Annotated in this window: 19 protein-coding genes; 11 read left to right on the forward strand and 8 right to left on the reverse strand. The window is 72.3% G+C overall.

Translation table 11 applies throughout. The features are described 5' to 3' along the window. Positions 1-257 precede the first annotated feature (257 nt). Positions 258-1,061, reverse strand: a complete 804-nt coding sequence (locus ACFYZ3_RS08630; protein WP_388514815.1) for an enoyl-CoA hydratase/isomerase family protein — start codon at positions 1,059-1,061, stop codon at positions 258-260. Positions 1,062-1,421: 360 nt separating this feature from the next. On the opposite strand from ACFYZ3_RS08630, the gene ACFYZ3_RS08635 reads away from it, so the two are divergent. Next, positions 1,422-1,589, forward strand: coding sequence for a DUF3117 domain-containing protein (locus ACFYZ3_RS08635; RefSeq protein ID WP_003966491.1), 168 nt, complete (start codon positions 1,422-1,424; stop codon positions 1,587-1,589). A 98-nt stretch (positions 1,590-1,687) separates the two neighbouring features. Here ACFYZ3_RS08635 and ACFYZ3_RS08640 read toward each other — a convergent pair whose 3' ends face one another. Continuing rightward, a complete protein-coding gene (locus tag ACFYZ3_RS08640; RefSeq protein WP_388514871.1) occupies positions 1,688-2,386 on the reverse strand; it encodes an O-methyltransferase in 699 nt (232 codons plus the stop codon). Between the two features lie 247 nt (positions 2,387-2,633). Between ACFYZ3_RS08640 and sigE the strand changes: the two genes are divergently transcribed. From sigE to ACFYZ3_RS08665, 5 genes are all read left to right on the forward strand, one after another. Beyond that, on the forward strand, positions 2,634-3,305 hold the full coding sequence (gene sigE / locus ACFYZ3_RS08645; protein ID WP_388514816.1) for an RNA polymerase sigma factor SigE: 672 nt from the start codon (positions 2,634-2,636) through the stop codon (positions 3,303-3,305). Then, positions 3,302-4,288 carry a zf-HC2 domain-containing protein gene (locus ACFYZ3_RS08650; RefSeq protein ID WP_388514818.1) on the forward strand — a complete coding sequence of 329 codons (987 nt, stop codon included), beginning with the start codon at positions 3,302-3,304 and terminating at the stop codon, positions 4,286-4,288. Before sigE ends, ACFYZ3_RS08650 begins: the two co-directional genes overlap by 4 nt. Positions 4,289-4,512: 224 nt before the next feature. Then, on the forward strand, positions 4,513-6,588 hold the full coding sequence (locus ACFYZ3_RS08655; protein ID WP_388514819.1) for a trypsin-like peptidase domain-containing protein: 2,076 nt from the start codon (positions 4,513-4,515) through the stop codon (positions 6,586-6,588). A gap of 146 nt (positions 6,589-6,734) precedes the next feature. Then, entirely contained in the window at positions 6,735-7,202 is a 468-nt protein-coding gene (locus ACFYZ3_RS08660; protein ID WP_388514820.1) for a sec-independent translocase, read from the forward strand. 232 nt (positions 7,203-7,434) lie between these two features. Continuing rightward, on the forward strand, positions 7,435-8,106 hold the full coding sequence (locus ACFYZ3_RS08665; protein ID WP_361003981.1) for a hypothetical protein: 672 nt from the start codon (positions 7,435-7,437) through the stop codon (positions 8,104-8,106). 79 nt (positions 8,107-8,185) lie between these two features. Here ACFYZ3_RS08665 and ACFYZ3_RS08670 read toward each other — a convergent pair whose 3' ends face one another. The 3 genes from ACFYZ3_RS08670 to ACFYZ3_RS08680 are packed head-to-tail and all read right to left on the reverse strand — an operon-like array spanning position 8,186 to position 11,254. Then, a complete protein-coding gene (locus ACFYZ3_RS08670; protein ID WP_388514821.1) occupies positions 8,186-9,319 on the reverse strand; it encodes an Mrp/NBP35 family ATP-binding protein in 1,134 nt (377 codons plus the stop codon). A gap of 44 nt (positions 9,320-9,363) precedes the next feature. After that, complete coding sequence (locus ACFYZ3_RS08675; RefSeq protein WP_361003987.1) at positions 9,364-9,963, reverse strand: DUF1003 domain-containing protein; 600 nt, start codon at positions 9,961-9,963, stop codon at positions 9,364-9,366. Further along, complete coding sequence (locus ACFYZ3_RS08680) at positions 9,953-11,254, reverse strand: magnesium transporter MgtE N-terminal domain-containing protein (protein WP_388514823.1); 1,302 nt, start codon at positions 11,252-11,254, stop codon at positions 9,953-9,955. The genes ACFYZ3_RS08675 and ACFYZ3_RS08680 overlap by 11 nt, the downstream gene beginning before the upstream one ends. 283 nt (positions 11,255-11,537) lie before the next feature. Between ACFYZ3_RS08680 and ACFYZ3_RS08685 the strand changes: the two genes are divergently transcribed. Then, a complete protein-coding gene (locus ACFYZ3_RS08685; RefSeq protein WP_388514824.1) occupies positions 11,538-12,275 on the forward strand; it encodes a hypothetical protein in 738 nt (245 codons plus the stop codon). Positions 12,276-12,309: 34 nt separating this feature from the next. Here the strand turns inward: ACFYZ3_RS08685 and ACFYZ3_RS08690 are convergent, their stop codons facing one another. Together ACFYZ3_RS08690 and ACFYZ3_RS08695 are read right to left on the reverse strand one after the other, a co-directional pair. Further along, positions 12,310-12,822 (reverse strand): hypothetical protein, encoded by a 513-nt coding sequence (locus ACFYZ3_RS08690; protein WP_388514825.1) that lies wholly within the window; start codon positions 12,820-12,822, stop codon positions 12,310-12,312. A gap of 33 nt (positions 12,823-12,855) precedes the next feature. Beyond that, positions 12,856-13,971: a magnesium and cobalt transport protein CorA gene (locus ACFYZ3_RS08695; RefSeq protein WP_388514826.1), complete on the reverse strand. Its 1,116-nt coding sequence runs from the start codon at positions 13,969-13,971 to the stop codon at positions 12,856-12,858. Positions 13,972-14,482: 511 nt separating this feature from the next. On the opposite strand from ACFYZ3_RS08695, the gene ACFYZ3_RS08700 reads away from it, so the two are divergent. After that, the gene (locus ACFYZ3_RS08700; RefSeq protein ID WP_388514827.1) at positions 14,483-15,079 is read left to right on the forward strand and encodes a suppressor of fused domain protein; all 597 of its coding nucleotides are present in this window, start codon (positions 14,483-14,485) and stop codon (positions 15,077-15,079) included. Between the two features lie 49 nt (positions 15,080-15,128). On the opposite strand, the gene ACFYZ3_RS08705 is transcribed toward ACFYZ3_RS08700, so the two are convergent. Then, a complete protein-coding gene (locus ACFYZ3_RS08705) occupies positions 15,129-16,352 on the reverse strand; it encodes an MFS transporter (protein WP_159324231.1) in 1,224 nt (407 codons plus the stop codon). Positions 16,353-16,502: 150 nt separating this feature from the next. Between ACFYZ3_RS08705 and ACFYZ3_RS08710 the strand changes: the two genes are divergently transcribed. From ACFYZ3_RS08710 to ACFYZ3_RS08720, 3 genes are all read left to right on the forward strand, one after another. Further along, positions 16,503-17,153, forward strand: coding sequence for a DUF6758 family protein (locus ACFYZ3_RS08710; RefSeq protein ID WP_388514828.1), 651 nt, complete (start codon positions 16,503-16,505; stop codon positions 17,151-17,153). A gap of 239 nt (positions 17,154-17,392) precedes the next feature. Beyond that, the gene (locus ACFYZ3_RS08715) at positions 17,393-18,250 is read left to right on the forward strand and encodes a PHP domain-containing protein (RefSeq protein ID WP_388514829.1); all 858 of its coding nucleotides are present in this window, start codon (positions 17,393-17,395) and stop codon (positions 18,248-18,250) included. A gap of 55 nt (positions 18,251-18,305) precedes the next feature. Next, entirely contained in the window at positions 18,306-18,911 is a 606-nt protein-coding gene (locus tag ACFYZ3_RS08720; RefSeq protein WP_003973815.1) for a MarC family protein, read from the forward strand. The last annotated feature ends 1 nt before the right edge of the window (position 18,912 follow it).

Raw genomic sequence — 18,912 nt, forward strand, 5'->3', positions numbered from 1 at the left:
CCTGTTGTCCGTCGCCGGGCCGCTTGTCGTCGGCGGCCGGTCACCTGTGGTCGGCGGCCTGCCGTCCGTCGCCCGGCCGCCCGTCGCCCGGCCGCCCGTCGCCCGGCCGCCCGTCGCCGGTGTCTGTCGGCCGTCGCCCGACACCGGCGACTGTCATGCGCCGCCTGCTGCCTGCCGCCTGTTGCCCTGCTGCCTTCCGCCCGTGGCCCGTCACCGGGGGCCTGTCGACGGGGCCCGGCCTGCCGTCCGGCGTCCGCCTACCGGCCCAGGTACTTCGGCTTCTGCTTCTCGACGAACGCCCGCACCGCGATCGCGTGGTCCTCCGAGGCGCCCGCCCGCGACTGCAGCTCGTCCTCCTTGTCCAGCGTCTCGGACAGCGAGTGCGTCAGCCCGTACGCCATCGCCTCCTTCAGCGCCGCGTACGCCACCGTCGGCCCCTCGGCCAGCGCCCGCGCCGTCTTCTCGGCCTCGGCGCGCAGATCGGCGGCGGGGACGACCCGGGTCGCGATGCCCAGCTCGTACGCCTCCTGCGCGCGGATGCTGCGCGGGAAGAGCAGCAGGTCGGCGGCGCGGCCGGGGCCGACGACGCGCGGCAGCGTCCAGGAGATGCCGGAGTCCGCGGTGAGCGCCACGCCCGCGAAGGAAGTGTTGAACGCCGCCGTGTCCGCGACGATCCGGTAGTCCGCGGCGAGCGCGAAACCGAGCCCCGCTCCGGCCGCCACGCCGTTCACGGCGGCGACCACCGGCTTCTCGGCGCCGGCGAGTGCCCGGACGATCGGGTTGTAGTGCTCGCGCACCGTGCTCATCGTCTGCCCCGAGCCCGTCTCCCGGTCGGCGGCCAGCAGCCCGATGTGCTCCTTGAGGTCCTGGCCGACACAGAACGCCCGGTCCCCGGCCGCGGTCAGCAGCACCGCCCGTACGGCGCCGTCCGCCGCCGCGGAGCGCACCGCGTCCCGGAGGGCGACCTTGGTCTCGATGTTCAGCGCGTTCATCGCCTCGGGGCGGTTCAGCGTGATCGTCGCGAGCCCGTCGCTCACTTCGTAGAGCACGGTGTCGGCCATGGAGATCCCCTCCGCGTCGTGGCATGCAGTGGCATGTGTCCGGGAGACAGCATGACGGAGATCACCGGGAACGGATCGCTCATGAGGTGTGACCTGCGTCAAAGAAATCCGGTCCGTATCCATTCGGTGGAAGTGGGTGAGGGCGCGCAGTATCGCAGTCACATCGCCGAATTGAGTGGTTTTGATCGCGCGCGTTGCCCAAGCGATGCCGACCGATGTTGGTCATCGGGTCCTGGGATGCGGGATAATGGCTGGGAAGCAATGTGTTCGATGCCGGTGTCGCGCGTCCATGCCGGACTGCGCGTGCCCTCACGGGCCGTCGGCGGTGACGGTGAGCTGGTATCAGGAAGGGGAACGAGCATGGCGGCCATGAAGCCGCGGACGGGCGATGGCCCGCTCGAGGTGACCAAGGAGGGGCGGGGCATCGTCATGCGCGTTCCGCTCGAAGGCGGCGGGCGGCTCGTCGTCGAGCTGACCCCCGACGAGGCCGACGCGCTCGGCGACGCCCTCAAGAAGGTCGTCGGCTGACGCGCGAGCGACCATACCCGTTCAGTCGCCCCGGTACCGTTCGCGGTGCCGGGGTGATTGTTCTCTTCGAGGCCTTTCCTTCCGGCCGGGGCCGGAGGTCAGCGCTTGACGGCGCACAGCAGTCCGTCGCCCACCGGGAGCAGTGACGGCACCAGTTCCTGGCTCTCCCGCACCGCGCGCAGGAGTTCCCGCACCCGCAGCACCTCGGTGGGCTGCGGTCCCGAGTCGATCGTGCGGCCGGCGCCGAAGACGCCCTCGAAGGCGACCAGACCCCCCGGGCGCAGCAGGCGCAACGATTCGGCGAGGTAGTCCAGGTACTCCAGACGGTCGCCGTCGCAGAAGACCAGGTCGTATCCGGCGTCCGCGAGCCGGGGCAGCACGTCCAGGGCGCGCCCGGGAATGAAGCGGGCCCGGTTGCTGGCGAAGCCCGCGGCCCGGAAGGCCTGGCGGGCGAACTGCTGGTGCTCCGGCTCCGGGTCGACGGTGGTCAGTACCCCGTCCGGCCGCATGCCGTACAGCAGATGGATCCCGGAGACGCCGCAGCCGGTGCCGATCTCCGCGACGGCCTTGGCGTCCACGGCGGCGGCGAGCAACCCCAGGGCGGATCCCGTGCCCGGGGTCACCGAGCGCAGGCCCGCCTCGCGGGCCCGGTCGCGTGCCCAGAGCAGCGCGTCGTCCTCGGCGACATAGGCGTCGGCGAACGCCCAGCTCGTCTGCCGGTTGCCGGTAATGACCCTCTCCTGTCCCCGTCGTTGCCTCGGCGTGACTGTATCCGTTGGCGTCGGGAACCCGCAGATGGGACCAGTCGTTTAAAGGGGGAAGCAAAGAGGCGGTGCCGAAGAGGCGATCGAGCGGGCCGGGGACGAGCCGTACCGGCGCAGATCAAATTCTCGTAAAACCGCTTATCCGGAGCTAACGGGCGAGGTGGCTATGGTAGAGGCTCCACTGGACACCACCAGAGCCGACAGGGGAGGTGCGGCCGCACGCGCGGATCGGGGTGGAGTGCTGAGGCGCTTCCTCGGATCGGCAGGCAGGCCGAAATCCGTGAACGACACCGCTGCTGACCACAGCCACGCCGACGGTCCCACCGCGGGACACGCCCAGACCGCGACCTTCTCCAGCGACGCGGACGGGCAGGCGTGGACTCCGCCCACCTGGGAGGAGATCGTCAGCACCCACAGCGGCCGGGTCTACCGCCTCGCCTACCGCCTCACGGGCAACCAGCACGACGCCGAGGACCTCACCCAAGAGGTCTTCGTCCGTGTCTTCCGCTCCCTGTCGACCTACACGCCGGGCACCTTCGAGGGCTGGCTGCACCGCATCACGACCAATCTCTTCCTGGACATGGTGCGCCGCAAGCAGCGCATCCGGTTCGACGCGCTGGGCGACGACGCGGCCGAGCGGCTGCCCAGCAGGGAGCCCACCCCGCAGCAGCTCTTCCACGACGCCCACTTCGACGCGGACGTGCAGCAGGCGCTGGACACCCTCGCGCCCGAGTTCCGCGCCGCCGTCGTCCTGTGCGACATCGAAGGGCTGTCGTACGAGGAGATCGCCGCGACCCTCGGCGTCAAGCTGGGCACCGTGCGCTCCCGCATCCACCGCGGCCGTTCGCAGCTGCGCAAGGCCCTCGCACACCGGTCCCCGAAGGCGCGGGCCGACCGTCGCTCGTTCGCGGCCGGTGTGCCCGCACTGGGAGGAGGGGGCACGAGCGCGTGAGTGCGTCACGGCCTGAGTCCGAGGGACACCTCGCAGAGCAGCACCTGGGAGACCGACTCTCCGCCCTGGTGGACGGAGAGCTCGGTCATGACGCGCGTGAGCGCGTGCTGGCGCACGTGGCGACCTGCCCGAAGTGCAAGGCGGAGGTCGACGCCCAGCGCCGCTTGAAGAACGTCTTCGCGGAAGCGGCCCCGCCGGCCCCGTCCGAGAGCTTCCTGGCCCGCCTCCAGGGGCTTCCCGGCGGCGGTGACTCCGACGGCGGCGGCTCGTTCAGCGGGCTTCCCGGAGGCTTCGGCGCGTCCGCGGCCTCCGACGTCTTCGGCCCGAGGCGGGGCGAGCGGTTCGAGTTCGACTACGTCCCCGCCGGGTCGCACGCCCCGGTGCTGCCGTCCGCCACGTCGGGGCGCGGCTTCCGCATCCACGAGGTGAGCAGACACGAGTCCGACCGTTCGGCCTCGCGCGGCCTGCGGTTCGCCTTCGCCGCCGCCGGAGCGGTGTCGCTGGCCGCGATCGCGCTGGGCGGCGTCACCCTCGGCACACCGGACACCACCGCCGAGGCGCGCGGCTCGGGCAGCGGCAGCAATGTGACGCCGCTGCGCACCCCGGGCTCCGCCGCGGCCACCGGTTCCGAGAGCCAGCGCCGCCGCACGGGCGGTCCGCTGCTCGGGCAGGGGCAGCGCGCGCTCGGTGATCTCCCCGTCGCGTCCACGACGGCCTCGGCGCCGCTGCTGCCCGGGATGCCGTCCCCCGCGGGGGGTGACGCACGGCAGCAGGCGGTCCGGGCGCTGACCACTCCGGTGACGGCCGGTGCCGCCGCCATGTCCCCGCTGATACGTCCGCTGGAAGCCGTTCCGCCGCTCTCCCTGAGCTCCTGGTCGGCGGCCCCCGAGGTCAGGCCGCCCGGCCTGCTCGCCGCCCCCGGCCCCGCTCCCTCCCCCTACCCGGCGGCTTCCCCGGCCGCCTCCTACCCTCCGGTTCGCTGACGCGATCTGCGCGCCGGTCCGCGAACCTGATTGAATCCGGGGTGGCGCCAGAGCCCCAGGGCCCTGTCGTCACGTTCCCGTCTGCCCGGCGACGCCGTGCACGTACTCTCGCTGCACCGGGAGCACGCACCTGACGCCGCCGGGCCCGCCCTTCGGGCTGACGGACGGGGAGGTGACGACAGGACCTAGGAGCCGACGATCTGCGGCCAGCTGCAGGGGAGAACATGAACGAGGGGAAGCCCACGAAGGCGAAGTGGTGGAGTCGTCCCCGCTCGTCCGAGGACGCACCCGACGGCGACTTCGAACTGGAACGCCCCCGCCCGACCCCCACGACGGGTACGGGTACGGGCACGGTCACCGACGACCGGGCGACCGACGGGGGCGACTTCGAGCTGGCCCGCCCGGCGGCGACCCCCCGCGCGACCGAAGCGGGCGACTACGAGCTGGACCTGCCTCCGGACGCACACCGGCAGCCGGGCGCCGACGCCTCCGAGTCGGCGGCCGCCGGTTCGCCGGGGCAGCAAGGCGCCGATGCCGCCGAGCCGACGGACGTCCCCGAACCGACGGACGTCCCCGAGCCGCCGGATGCCGGTGTGCCCCCGCAGGAGGACCGGCAAGCCGCCCCGGTGGCGGACGCGGGGTCACGCTCCCCCGTGGGGACCGGCTCCGCTCCGGCCGCCGACGGCACGTCCGACGCCGGGCGGCCCAAGCCGCTGCACGAACCCGACCCGTACAGCACCCCGCCGTACGGTGAGCCCGGCCCCTGGGCCCCCGCCCCGCCGGTCCAGCACCCCACGGCCACCCCGGCGCACGGCACGGGGACGGCGCTGGCGCCGCACGCCCAGGCGCCGCACCCGAGCGCGTCGGCGGTGTCCCCGCCTCCGGGCGCGGTCCCCGACCCCGCGTTCGCGGACGCCCCGCCTCCGGTGCCGCGGACGGCACAGGAGCAGCATCCGGCGGCGGCCGCCCCGACGTACGACAGGGCGCCCCACGACGCGGCCCCGCCCCCGGCCGCGCCCGCCCCGCCCTCCGCCCCGTCGCCGACGACGGCGCCCGACCCCTGGGCCGGCCCGGCGGCCCCGCCGCCCGGCGCCGAAGCGGCCGCCGATCCGTGGGGGCGTTACGACCCCTGGGCCGCCTCCGCCCAGCACCACGACGCGGCCGACCGCGCGCCGAAGCGGCGGCGCGGGCCGCGCACGAAGGCGCTCGTCGGCGGGGCGCTGCTCATCGCCCTGGTCTCCGGCGGCATCGGCGGCGGCGTGGGCGCGTACCTGGAACGGAACGGCGGCGTGGGCACCGTCGAGCTGCCCCAGGCCGGACCCGAGCCGGCCGAGCGGGACCCGGACAGCGTCGCGGGCATCGCCGCGCGGGCCCTGCCCAGCGTGGTGACCCTGCACGTGAGCGGCAGCGAGGCGGCCGGCACCGGCACCGGGTTCGTACTCGACGACCGCGGCCACATCCTGACCAACAACCACGTCGTGGAGCCGGCCGGTTCCGGCGGCGAGATCACCGTGACCTTCAACAGCGGCGACACCGCCGAGGCCGAGGTCGTCGGCCGGGACAGCGGGTACGACCTCGCCGTGGTGAAGGTCAAGGGCGTCAGCGGCCTCACCCCCCTGCCCCTCGGCAACTCCGACAACGCCCGGGTCGGCGACCCCGTCGTCGCCATCGGCGCCCCCTTCGACCTGGCCGGCACGGTCACCTCCGGCATCATCAGCGCCAAGGAGCGGCCCATCACCGCGGGCGGCGAGGAGGGCGACGGCAGCGACATCTCGTACGTCGACGCCCTCCAGACCGACGCGCCCATCAACCCCGGCAACTCCGGCGGCCCCCTCCTGGACGCGCGCGGCCGGGTCATCGGCATCAACTCCGCCATCCGCTCCGCCGACAGCGGCAGCGCCGAGTCGGACGACGGGCAGGCCGGATCCATAGGCCTCGGCTTCGCCATCCCCATCAACCAGGGCAAGCGCGTCGCCGAGGAACTGATCAACACCGGCAAGGCCGCCCACCCGGTCATCGGCATCACCCTCGACATGAACTACACGGGTGACGGCGCCCGCGTGAGTGCCAAGGGCAGCGAAGGCGGACCCGCGGTCACCGCCGGCGGCCCCGGCGCCGAGGCGGGCATCAAGCCCGGGGACGTGATCACCGCGGTCGACGGACAGCGCGTGCACTCCGGCGAGGAACTCATCGTCAAGACCCGCGCCCACCGCCCCGGCGACCGCCTGGAGCTGACCCTGGAACGCGACGGCAAGGAGACGAAGGTCTCACTGGTGCTCGGCTCCTCCGGCGGCGACTGACCGCCGGAGGGTCCCGACAAGGCGCCAGGAAGGCAAACAATTCGGAAAGCGCTCACGTACACCCACTCGGGGCTCACGGGACGGTACCGGTCGGACGGGGTCGGCGGGTACCGTGGTGGCGGCCCGGACATCCCAAGGAGCTTCAGGTGTTCAATGACATAGGCGCACTAGAGCTGGTGACGCTCGTCGTCCTCGCCGTGCTCGTCTTCGGTCCGGACAAGCTCCCCAAGGTCATCCAGGACGTGACGCGCACCATCCGGAAGATCCGGGAGTTCTCGGACAGCGCCAAGCAGGACATCCGTCAGGAGCTGGGCCCCGAGTTCAAGGACTTCGAGTTCGAGGACCTCAACCCCAAGACGTTCATCCGCAAGCAGCTGGACAACGACGAGCTGGGGCTCAAGGAGATCCGCAACGGCTTCGACCTGAAGAAGGAGATGGCCGAGGTCACCGACGCGGTCCACGGCCGCGACCCGGAGCCGTCGTCCTCGGGGTCGTCTTCCGGATCGTCGTCCGGCAGCGGCCGCGTCGACATGTCGAAGAAGCCCGAGCAGCCCGGGAAGACCGACAAGCCCGCCGCCGACGACCGCCCGCCCTTCGACATGGACGCCACCTGACCCTGGCCCACCACGCGCCCGGCCGCGGGCCGTGAACGTGACGTGTCTCATACTCCGGACGGGGGCGCACAGGCCCCGAAGGCGACGCCCGCGCGGCTCACGCGCCGGGCGATTTCCCGGCTGCCGCCAGCGGGGTGGCTATGCTGCCCGAGTTGTTGTGCGGACCGGACGAGTGCGCCCGAAGGGGGGCGGGCCGTTCCGGTCCGACGAGAGCGAGGAGGCGTCCGGGCACATGGAGACGACGAGTCGGGCAGTCGCGCAGACGCCGGCCGCGGAGGGCGGACCACAGTCCCCCTCCGGCCGGCGTACGGTCGACGGCTACCTGCGTGCGCCCTTCCCGTGGTACGGCCTCGACGAGGCCTTCACGGGGCGGCGCTGGCTGATGCAGATCGGTACGGCGGCCGACGGGGCCGTGGAGCACGGCTCGATCGGGCACGGCGACGAACCGTCGGTGCGCAACGAGCACGTGGCGGGCGACGAACAGGACGCCAAGGAGAAGTTCGCGGTCGTCGTGACCGTCGCGGCCAACCCCGACCGGCGCAGCGCCGACGGCACCGGCCTGCTGGAGGCCACCTCGGTGTCCTCGGCGGCCTGGCTCGCCGGTGTGGGGCTGCTGTCCTTCACCTGGCCCGGCCAGATGGACCACTCGCTGCGCGACGACTGGCTGGAACAGCAGACGGAGACCGCGTGGGTCCTCGCGGACGACCTCGACGGCGAGGACTGGACGACGCTGTCCCTGCCGGTGGACGGCGTGCCGACGCCCTTCCACTACCGGGAGTCCGAGTTCGGCTGGGTGCTGGCCGGTTCGACCGAGCAGGGCGTGCACCTCGGCGCGTACGGGCGGGGCATGAGCGCGTACGGGCTGGCCTTCGCCGTGGTCAAGGACATCGCCGCCTACGCCTAGCCGGCCGCGCGTACGACGAAGGGGCGCCGTCCCGGTGGACAGCGCCCCTGCTTGCCTTACCCCCGTCCCGTAAAGGACGTCAGAACTTGTTCTTCGGCGTGATCCCCAGCGACAGCCCCGCGAGGCCGCGCTGACGGCCGCCGAGCTTGCCCGCGATCGAGCGCAGCGCCGCGCCCGCCGGGGAGTCCGGGTCGGACAGGACGACGGGCTTGCCCTCGTCGCCGCCCTCCCGCAGCCGGACGTCGATCGGGATGGACCCGAGGACCGGCACCGAAGCACCCGTCGTACGGGTCAGGCCGTCGGCGACCGCCTGCCCGCCGCCGGTGCCGAAGACGTCGACCATCTCGCCGCAGTGCGGGCAGGGCAGCCCCGACATGTTCTCGACGACGCCGACGATCTTCTGGTGGGTCTGCACGGCGATGGCGCCGGCCCGCTCCGCCACCTCGGCGGCGGCCTGCTGAGGGGTCGTCACGACCAGGATCTCGGCGTTCGGCACCAGCTGCGCCACCGAGATCGCGATGTCACCGGTGCCGGGCGGCAGGTCGAGCAGCAGGACGTCCAGGTCGCCCCAGTACACGTCCGCCAGGAACTGCTGGAGCGCACGGTGCAGCATCGGGCCGCGCCAGACCACCGGCGCGTTGCCCGGGGTGAACATGCCGATCGAGATGACCTTCACGCCGTGGGCCGAAGGCGGCATGATCATGTTCTCGACCTGGGTGGGACGCCCGTCGGCGCCCAGCATGCGCGGCACGGAGTGGCCGTAGATGTCGGCGTCCACGACACCGACCTTCAGGCCGTCGGCCGCCATCGAGGCGGCCAGGTTCACCGTCACCGAGGACTTGCCGACGCCGCCCTTGCCGGACGCCACCGCGTACACCCGGGTCAGGCTGCCCGGCTTGGCGAAGGGCACCTCGCGCTCGGTCTGGCCGCCGCGCAGGGCGGTGGCCAGCTCCTTGCGCTGCTCGTCGCTCATCACGTCCAGCTCGACGTCGACGCGCGTGACACCCTCGACCGCCGCCACCGCGTCCGTCACGCGCTGCGTGATGGTGTCCCGCATGGGGCAGCCGGAGACCGTCAGGTACACGGCGACCGCGACCGCTCCGTCCGCGCCGATCTCCACCGACTTGACCATCCCCAGCTCGGTGATGGGCCGGTTGATCTCGGGGTCGTTCACCGTCGCCAGTGCTTCACGCACCGCGTCTTCCGTAGCCATAGACACGATGGTACGGCGCCGCCCACGGGGCGCGGAAAGCCCCGTCAGCGGTCGTGTACGTCACGCCCCGCGGACCGATCCGCCGGGAATACCCCGCGGTCGGGGTGATGACCGTTCTGCCGCTCCTCCAGGTCCTTGACGAGGTCCTGGAGCTCGGAGCGGATCCAGTCCCGCGTGGCGACCTCGCCGAGCCCGATGCGCAGGGCGGCGATCTCCCGGGTCAGGTACTCGGTGTCGGCGATCGACCGCTCGTTCTGCTTGCGGTCCTGCTCCAGATTGACCCGGTCCCGGTCGTCCTGCCGGTTCTGCGCGAGCAGGATCAGCGGGGCCGCGTAGGAGGCCTGGAGCGACAGCATCAGCGTCAGGAAGATGAAGGGGTACTCGTCGAAGCGCAGCCCGCTCGGCGCGGACACGTTCCACACCACCCACAGGATGATGACGACCGTCATCCAGACGATGAACCGCCCGGTGCCCAGGAAGCGCGCGACGCGCTCCGACAGCCTGCCGAAGGACTCCGGGTCCCACTCGGGCAGCAGCCTGCGGCGCGGCGGACGCGGCTGGTCGAGGCGGGCCCGGGCCCGGGAGGACGCGGTGGCCCCCGACGCCGCGCGCTCGCGGGTCGTCGTCTCGCGCTCAGGCACCATCGGCGCCCACCTCCCCCGTCGTCGTCCCCGTCCCGTCCAGGTGGTACTCGGTCTCCCGCCAGTCGTCGGGCAGCATGTGGTCCAGTACGTCGTCCACCGTGACCGCGCCGAGCAGCGCCCCCGAGTCGTCCACGACGGGCGCCGCGACCATGTCGTACGCGGCGAAGAACCCGGCGACCACGGGCAGCGCGGCGTCCGGCTCCAGGGGTTGCAGGTCGTCGTCGAGGATCGAGCCGACCAGCGTGTACGGGGGGTCGCGCAGCAGGCGCTGGAAGTGCACGGTGCCCAGGTACTTGCCGGTCGGGGTCTCCTCGGGCGGGCGGCAGACGTAGATCTGCGCGGCGTGCGCCGGGGACAGGTCGGGGTTGCGGATGCGGGCCAGGGCGTCGGCGACGGTCGCGTCGGGCCGCAGCACGATCGGCTCGGTCGTCATCAGACCGCCGGCCGTGTGCTCCTCGTACGCCATCAGGCGCCGCATGTCGGCCGCGTCGTCGGGCTGCATCAGGCTCAGCAGCCGTTCCTTGTCCGCCTCGGGCAGCTCGCCGAGGAGGTCGGCCGCGTCGTCGGGGTCCATCGCCTCCAGGACGTCCGCCGCGCGCTCCTCCTTGAGCTTGCCGAGGATCTCGATCTGGTCGTCCTCCGGCAGCTCCTCCAGCACGTCGGCCAGGCGCTCGTCGTCGAGGGCGGCGGCGACCTCGGCGCGGCGCTTGGCGGACAGGTGGTGCAGGACGTTGGCGAGGTCGGCGGGGCGCAGCTGCTCGAAGGTGGCCAGCAGGTTCTCGGCACCCTGCCCCTGCTCCTCGACGGAGAAGCCGGAGACGCCGGACCACTCCACGGTCAGCGTCTCGCCCTTGTTGCGGCGGAAGGCGCCGCCCTTCCTGCCCTTGCGGACGAAGACCTTGTCGATCTCCCAGTCCCGGCGGGCGGGCAACTGCTGCACCGACAGGTCGAGGACCGTGACCTCCTCGCCCGTCTCGGTGAGCGTGACCCGCCGGTCGAGCAGCTCGCCGAAGACGAGGCGCTCGGTGGGCCGCTGCTCGAAACGCCGGACGTTGAGGACGCCGGTGGTGATCACCTGGCCGGACTCGATGCCGGTGACCCGGGTCATGGGCAGGAAGATCCGGCGGCGGGTGGTGAGTTCGACGACCAGTCCGAGGACGCGCGGGGGTTTGCGGCCGACGCGGAGCATGACGACCAGATCGCGGACGCGCCCCACCTGGTCACCGGCCGGGTCGAACACGGCGATGCCGGAGAGGTGGGAGACGAAGATCCGGGGGGCGCCCGCTGCCATGGCCGCGGCTCCTTTCCTCACGCTTCGCAGAGCCGGGCGAAGTGTGCGTGAAGGTCGAGTGAGAGTGCGTGAAAGCTGATTCGTACGGTGTCTCTTTTCCGAATTGCCCGCTCGGACGCGCTTCAGGCTAGCCCGTCCCGATCGGCCGTGCCCTGGCGGCCGGTCCGGACGGACTGGCTCCGTTCGCTCCATACGGTCCCGGTACGCTGCGCCCTGGCCCGGTCGGTTCGCCGCCGATGCCCGTCGGCCCCGTGTCAGCCCTGTCAGAAAGGCAGTCCCACCTGTGTCTGTGACTCCCCGGCGCCGAATCCGCAGGGCCGCCTGGCTGGGCGCGGTGTGCGCCCTGGCAGTGACGGGAGCCGGGCTGACGGGATGCAGCAGCGAGGACCCCGACGCGGGCACCAACGGCCTCGGGAAGCTCCCGGCCGACAAGATCCAGGCGAAGGCCGGTACGGCCGCCGCGGCCGCCGACACGGTGCGCCTGCACGGCACGGTGGACGCCGGCGGCAACACGTACTCCCTCGACATGCGGCTGAAGGCGGACGGAGGGACCGGGTCGGTCGCCGCCGAGGGGACGACGTTCGGACTGCTGCGCGTCGGCGAGCAGCTCTTCCTCAAGGCGGACGCCGGGTTCTGGAGCCACGACGGCGGCGACGCCAAGGCGGCCGACAAGCTCGCCGGCAAGTACGTGAAGGTGCCGCAGAGCGACCCCGTGTACAAGAAGTTCAGCGGCTTCACGGACAAGGACGTCCTCCTCGGCGGTCTGCTGACCCTGCACGGCACGGTGAAGACGGACGGCCGTCACGAGCAGGCCGGGGTGCGCACCATCCGGATCACCGGCGACGACGGCGCGGGCGGCTCGCTGGACGTCTCCCTGGAGGGCACCCCGTACCCGCTGCGCCTGGTGCGGGCGGGCAGCGCGGGCACGATCGGCTTCTCGGACTGGAACAAGGACTTCGCGCTGGAGCAGCCGGCGAAGGACGACACCCTGGACTACGGCAAACAGCTGCCGTCCTCCTGAGGCGTCCCTGGGCCGTCAGCGCCGTCAGCGCGCCTCAGCGCCGTTTGCGGCGCTTCAGCAGCAGGCGCGGCAGCCCCGCCGGCGCCGGCTGCCGGGTCGTCGCCGGGCTCGGCAGCGGTGCCTCGGCCAGCGAGGCGTCGGGCAGCGGCGCCGTGGTCCCCGTCGGCTCCAGGCGCAGCACCCGGCACTCACGGGCCCAGCGGTCGGTCATGGCCTCGCCGTCCGGGGCGTTCAGCCGCTTGCCCTTGAGGTCGCCGACCGCCGCCTGCCACGCCTCGGAACCGGACGGCAGCTCCACGACCCGGGCGGCCCAGGAGACCAGCCGGCCGCCCTTGTCCTTGCTGCGCACCGTCACCTCGGCCGCGGCGCCGTCGGCAAGACCCGGCAGCGGCTGCTCGCCCGGCCCGTCGCCGACGACGCAGGCCGCGCCGTCGTGCCACACGTGCCACAGCGCCCGGGCGGGCGCCCCGGGGCCCTTGACCCAGACGAGGCCGGACTTCTTGGTGGCCTCCTCGACGAGGGCCTGGTCGAGCAGCTCGCTTGTCATGCGGTCAGCCTATCCAGGGGCCCGGGGGCGGGTTCAGAGCCAGCCGTTGCGCTTGAGCGTGCGGTGGATGCCCAGACAGAGCGCGACCGTGACGGACAGGACCAGCGGGTAGCCGAACTTCCAGTGCGTCTCCGGCATGTAGTCGAAGTTCATGCCGTACACGCCGCACACCATCGTCGGCACGGCGATGATCGCGGCCCACGAGGTGATCTTGCGCATGTCCTCGTTCTGCGCGACGGACGCCTGGGCCAGGTTGGCCTGGAGGATGGAGTTCAGCAGTTCGTCGAAGCCGATGACCTGCTCCTGCACCCGGGCCACGTGGTCGGCGACGTCCCGGAAGTACTTCTGGATCTCCGGGTCGATCAGCCGCATCGGCCGCTCGCTGAGCAGCTGCATGGGACGCAGCAGCGGCGCCACCGCCCGCTTGAACTCAAGGACCTCGCGCTTGAGCTGGTAGATCCGCCCGGCGTCCGTGCCGCGCGGGGAGCCCTTGCGGCCCGGCGAGAACACCTCCGTCTCGACCTCGTCGATGTCGTCCTGCACCGCGTCGGCGACCGCGATGTAGCCGTCGACGACGTGGTCGGCGATGGCGTGCAGCACCGCCGAGGGGCCCTTGAGCAGCAGCTCCGGGTCCTCCTGGAGGCGGCGGCGCAGCGCACGCAGCGAGCCCTGCCCGCCGTGCCGGACGGTGATGAAGAAGTCCCGCCCGGTGAAGCACATGACCTCGCCGGTCTCGACGACCTCGCTGTTGGCGGTGAGCTGGTCGTGGTCGACGTAGTGGACGGTCTTGAAGACCGTGAACAGGGAGTCGTCGTAGCGCTCCAGCTTGGGCCGCTGGTGGGCCTGGACCGCGTCCTCCACGGCCAGCGGGTGCAGCCCGAACTCCCGGGCGATACCGGCGAACTCGTCCTCGGTGGGCTCGTGCAGGCCGATCCACACGAACCCGCCGTCGCGGCGCACCTGGCGCATCGCCGTGTGCGGGGTCAGCGGCACGTCCGTCTCGACGCGGGTGCCGTCGCGGTAGACGGCGCAGTCGACGACGGCGGAGGCCGTCGCCGGGTCACGGGTGGTGTCGTAGGCACCGCCGTCCTTGCGCAGAGAGACGCGGGACGGGCGGACCGCGGCGCGCAGGTCACGGATCATCGACATGGCAGGCTCCTTCGCGGCGGGCAGCGAACGAGGCCGGAGACGGGTGGAACCGCCCGGAATGAGGACGTCCAGACCACGCGTGCTCGGCGCGTCCACAAAGCGGGGGGCACCGCACCGTCGCGGTGGCCGACTTCGCTGCTGATTCAGCTGCTGATCCGGACCGACGGCCGGGTCAGGCAAAACGAGACGAAGTGCTCTTCCTTGCGAGGGCGCGCGTACGGACAGCGGCGACGGGAAGAAAGCCGGTGCGGCTGCGTCAGCGGCCGGAAGAGCGGGTGGTACTGCACGGTCGACTTCGGTCCATGCCAGCCCCACCTCCTCCGGCCGGTCCCTCGTGAGGGACGATCCATTCCCCTTGTTTGGAGGGGTTCCCCGTAGGGGAGTGTTCACAGGGTCGGGGACGTGATCGCGACGCTCTGCGTGCTGCCCCGAACCGCTGGGCCAGAGTACCAGTCACCCGACGTGTCAAGGCGCCGCTTTGCCTCTTCACGACGAGTTCTATGCTCGCCGCATGGCTGATGTTCTTCCTCTGGTCGAGGCCCGGTTGCACAGCGCGCTGGGCGAGCCGGACGCGCGCGCGGCGGTCACCTTCCTCGGCACCGACCGCATCGAGGTGCTGCGTTTCCCCGCCGCCGGCCAGGAGGGCGACGTCGTCCGCTACGCCACCCTCGGCATGTCGGCCCAGCCCATGGCGGACCCCACGGCCGCGCTCGCCGACCCGGTCAAGGGCCCCCGCGCCGAGTTGGTGCTCTCCGTGCGCTCCGGGGTGGCCGACACCGACAAGGTGCTGCGCCCGCTCGCCGTACTGGCCGCGTCCCCGCAGGTCGAGGGCGTGATCGTGGCGCCCGGCGCCTCGCTGGACGTCGGTGAGCCGCTGTGGCCCGGGGCCCCGTTCACCTCGGTCCTGGTCGCCGAGCCGGGGGGCCTGGTCGAGGACCTGGAGCTGGACGCCCCGCTGGACCCCGTGCGGTTCCTGCCGCTGCTGCCGATGACGCCGAACGAGGCCGCCTGGAAGCGCGTGCACGGCGCGCCCGCCCTCCAGGAGCGCTGGCTGAAGCACGGAACGGACCTGCGCGATCCCGAGCGCAGGTCCGTTCCGCTGGACTGACACAGCGGGCTGACGTACCGGAGTGACGTAACTCACCGGATCCGTCGAGTCAGTTGGCGAAGACCGTGACCGAGTCCTCACTCGCGTGCTGCGGCTCCAGCTCCTCCGCCTCGTGTGTGAGCGCGCGCCGCCGCACCACGACCACGACCGCGCCGAGCAGGGCGGTCACCGCCGCCACCACGAACGGGATGTGGACGTCGGTCCACTCCTCGATCTTCGGCGCGAAGTAGGGGGCGGCCGCCGCGGCGAACCAGCGCACGAAGTTGTAGCCCGCGCTCGCCACCGGACGCGGCGCGTCCGAGACCCCGAGGGCCAGCTCGGTGTAGACGGTGTTGTTCACGCCGATGAACGCGCCGGACAGGATCGTGCAGACGATCGCCGCGGTGTGGTTGCCGTAGCCGAGGACCAGGACGTCGGCCGCGAGCAGGACCAGCGAGCCGCCCAGCACCTTGAGCGAGCCGAAGCGCCGCTGCATGCGCGGTGCCACCAGCACCGAGAAGACGGCGAGCAGCACGCCCCACGCGAAGAAGACGGCGCCGGACTTGTACGGCGTCATGTTCAGCACGAACGGCGTGAAGGCCAGCACGGTGAAGAACGTGTAGTTGTAGAAGAACGCCGAGACCGCGGCGGAGGCGAGGCCGCCGTGGCCCAGCGCCCTGATCGGGTCGAGCAGCGAGGTCTTGCGGGCCGGCTTCGGCTGCTCCTTGAGGAACACCGTGATGCACAGGAAGCCGATCGCCATCAGGAAGGCCGTGCCGAAGAACGGGTAGCGCCAACTGGCGTCGCCGAGCAGCGCGCCCAGCAGCGGGCCGCAGGCCATGCCCAGGCCGAGGGCGGACTCGTACAGCAGGATCGCGGCGGCGCTGCCGCCGGCCGCCGCGCCGACGATCACCGCGAGGGCCGTCGAGACGAACAGCGCGTTGCCCAGGCCCCAGCCGGCCCGGTAGCCGACGAGCTGGCCGACGGTGTCGGAGGTGCCGGCGAGGCCGGCGAAGACCACGACGAAGGCCAGGCCGAGCAGCAGGGTCTTGCGGCCGCCGATGCGGCTGGAGACGAAGCCGGTGACCAGCATGGCCAGCGCGGTGATGAGGAAGTACGAGGTGAACAGGAGCGAGACCTGCCCGGCGCTCGCGTCCAGGCCCTTGGCGATGGACGGGAGGATCGGGTCGACGAGCCCGATGCCCATGAAGGCCACGACGGACGCGCCCGCGGTCGCCCACACGGCCTTGGGCTGCCGCAGGATGCCGCCCGCACCCGCGTCGAAGGGATCCATGCTTGCTCTCCAATGCCGACGAGACGGTGCCAAATGGTTGGCGTATACACATAGTAAGTTAGCTCTGCTAATTAATGCAACATGCACCTAGTTCTGCGGACGGGTGATCGTCCTTGACGTGGGGGAGCGAGGGTAGGACCGTGGGGCTCTATGAGGGGCGAACCCAGTTGCCCGAAGTGTGGTGGCCGGGTCAGGGCTCCCGGCCTCTTCGCCGATTCCTGGCAGTGCGACCTGCACGGCACCGTGCACCCGGTCCAGCCCGTACTCCCGCCCAGCGTCGAGGCGCTCGGCGTCGTGGTGCACCGCACGCAGGTGCCGTTGTGGATGCCCTGGCCGCTGCCGGTCGGCTGGCTGTTCACCGGCGTGGCCTGCGCGGGCGACGACCGCAGCGGGGGCCGGGCGACCGCCGTCGCCTGTTCCGGGCCGGGCCCGCTCGGCGGCGTCGGTGAGCTGATCCTGGTCGCCGAGGAACTCGGCGTCGGCCTCGGCGCGCGGTACGCGGGCCTCGACGGCCCGGACCCCGGGCCGTACCTGGACGTCGAGAAGCCGCCCCAGGCCAAGGTCCTGGCCGCGGGCCGCCCCACCCCCCTCTGGCACGTCTCCGGGGGCCCCGTCGACCGTGCCGTCTTCGCCGGGGAGGCCCTCGGCATGTGGCTGTGGGCCGTGGTGTGGCCCGAGCGGTCCGGGCTGCTGATGTACGAGGAGCTGGTGCTGACCGACCTGCGGGACGCCGGTGCCGAGGTGGACCTGGTGCCGTGCGGGGCGCTGTCGCCGCGGCTGATCGAGCCGACGGCGCCGTAGCGCCGCCGGGGGCGGGCGGGGCGGTGGGCCGTGGCCGTGGTTGCGTGGGGCATGTCGGTGCGCAGGTGCGCAGGGCGAGTGGGTACGCGGGCGCGCAGGGGCGTGTGGGTAAGCAGGGCACCCCTTGGCGTGGGGGTGCGTAGGGGGCGCAGGGGCATTGCGGGTGTGACGGCGGGGGGTCGAGTTCCGGTTATCCTTGAGCGTCCCCTTCCGTCCCGTCACCGCTTGGAGTCAGCGTCGTGCGCATCGATCTGCACACCCACTCCACCGCGTCCGACGGCACGGACACCCCGGCCCAGCTGGTGCGCAAGGCCGCCGCGACCGGACTCGACGTCGTCGCGCTGACCGACCACGACACCACCCGCGGTCACGCCGAGGCCGTCGCCGCACTGCCCGAGGGGCTCACCCTCGTCACCGGCGCCGAGCTCTCCTGCCGCCTCGACGGCGTCAGCATGCACATGCTGGCCTACCTCTTCGACCCCGAGGAGCCCGCCCTGCTCGCCGAGCGCGAGCTGGTCCGGGACGACCGGGTGCCGCGGGCCCGGGCCATGGTCGCCAAGCTCAACGAGCTGGGGGTGCCGGTCACCTGGGAGCAGGTCGCCGGGATCGCCGGTGGCGGCTCGGTCGGCCGGCCGCACGTGGCCACCGCCCTCGTGGAACTGGGCGTCGTCCCGACCGTGAACGACGCCTTCACCCAGGACTGGCTGGCCGACAGCGGCCGGGCCCACGTGGAGAAGCACGAGACCGACCCCTTCGAGGCGCTCCGGCTGATCAAGGGCGCGGGCGGGGTCGCCGTGTTCGCCCACCCCGCCGCCGCCAAGCGCGGCCGCACGGTGTCCGAGACCGCGATCGCCGACCTGGCGGCCGCCGGACTCGACGGCATCGAGGTCGACCACATGGACCACGACGCGCGGACGCGGACACGGCTGCGCGGGACGGCGAAGGAGCTGGGGCTCCTGGTGACCGGCTCCAGCGACTACCACGGCAGCCGGAAGACCTGCGTGCTCGGCGAGTACACGACCGACCCCGAGGTGTACGGGGAGATCACGCGACGTGCGTTCGGGGCGTTCCCCGTGCCGGGGGCCGGCGGGGCCTGAGCCTCACCTCCCGCACGTCCACTTTCCACTCCTCCGCAAGGCCAGTAGCTCACCCATGTTCGACGTCGCCGTCTTCGGCTCCCTCTTCCTGACCCTTTTTGTCATCATGGATCCCCCCGGGATCACCCCGATCTTCCTCGCGCTCACCTCCGGTCGCCCCGGCAAGGTGCAGAAGCGGATGGCCCTCCAGGCCGTCTGCGTCGCCGGTGGTGTGATCACGGTGTTCGGTCTGCTCGGGCACCAGATCCTCGACTACCTGCACGTGTCCGTGCCCGCCCTGATGATCGCGGGCGGGCTGCTGCTCCTGCTGATCGCCCTCGACCTGCTCACCGGCAAGACGGACGAGCCGAAGCAGACCAAGGACGTCAACGTCGCCCTCGTACCGCTGGGCATGCCGCTGCTCGCCGGGCCCGGCGCGATCGTGTCGGTCATCCTGGCCGTGCAGAAGGCGGACAGCGTGACCACGCAGGTCTCGGTGTGGGCGGCGATCCTCGCCATCCACGTGGTGCTGTGGCTGGTGATGCGGTACTCGCTGCTGATCATCCGGGTCATCAAGGACGGCGGCGTGGTCCTGGTGACCCGCCTCGCCGGCATGATGCTGTCCGCGATCGCCGTGCAGCAGATCATCAACGGCGTCACCCAGGTGATCCAGGGCGCGTGAG

Origin of the sequence: Streptomyces sp. NPDC001599 (assembly GCF_042893535.1) — a bacterium.
Lineage (GTDB): Bacteria > Actinomycetota > Actinomycetes > Streptomycetales > Streptomycetaceae > Streptomyces.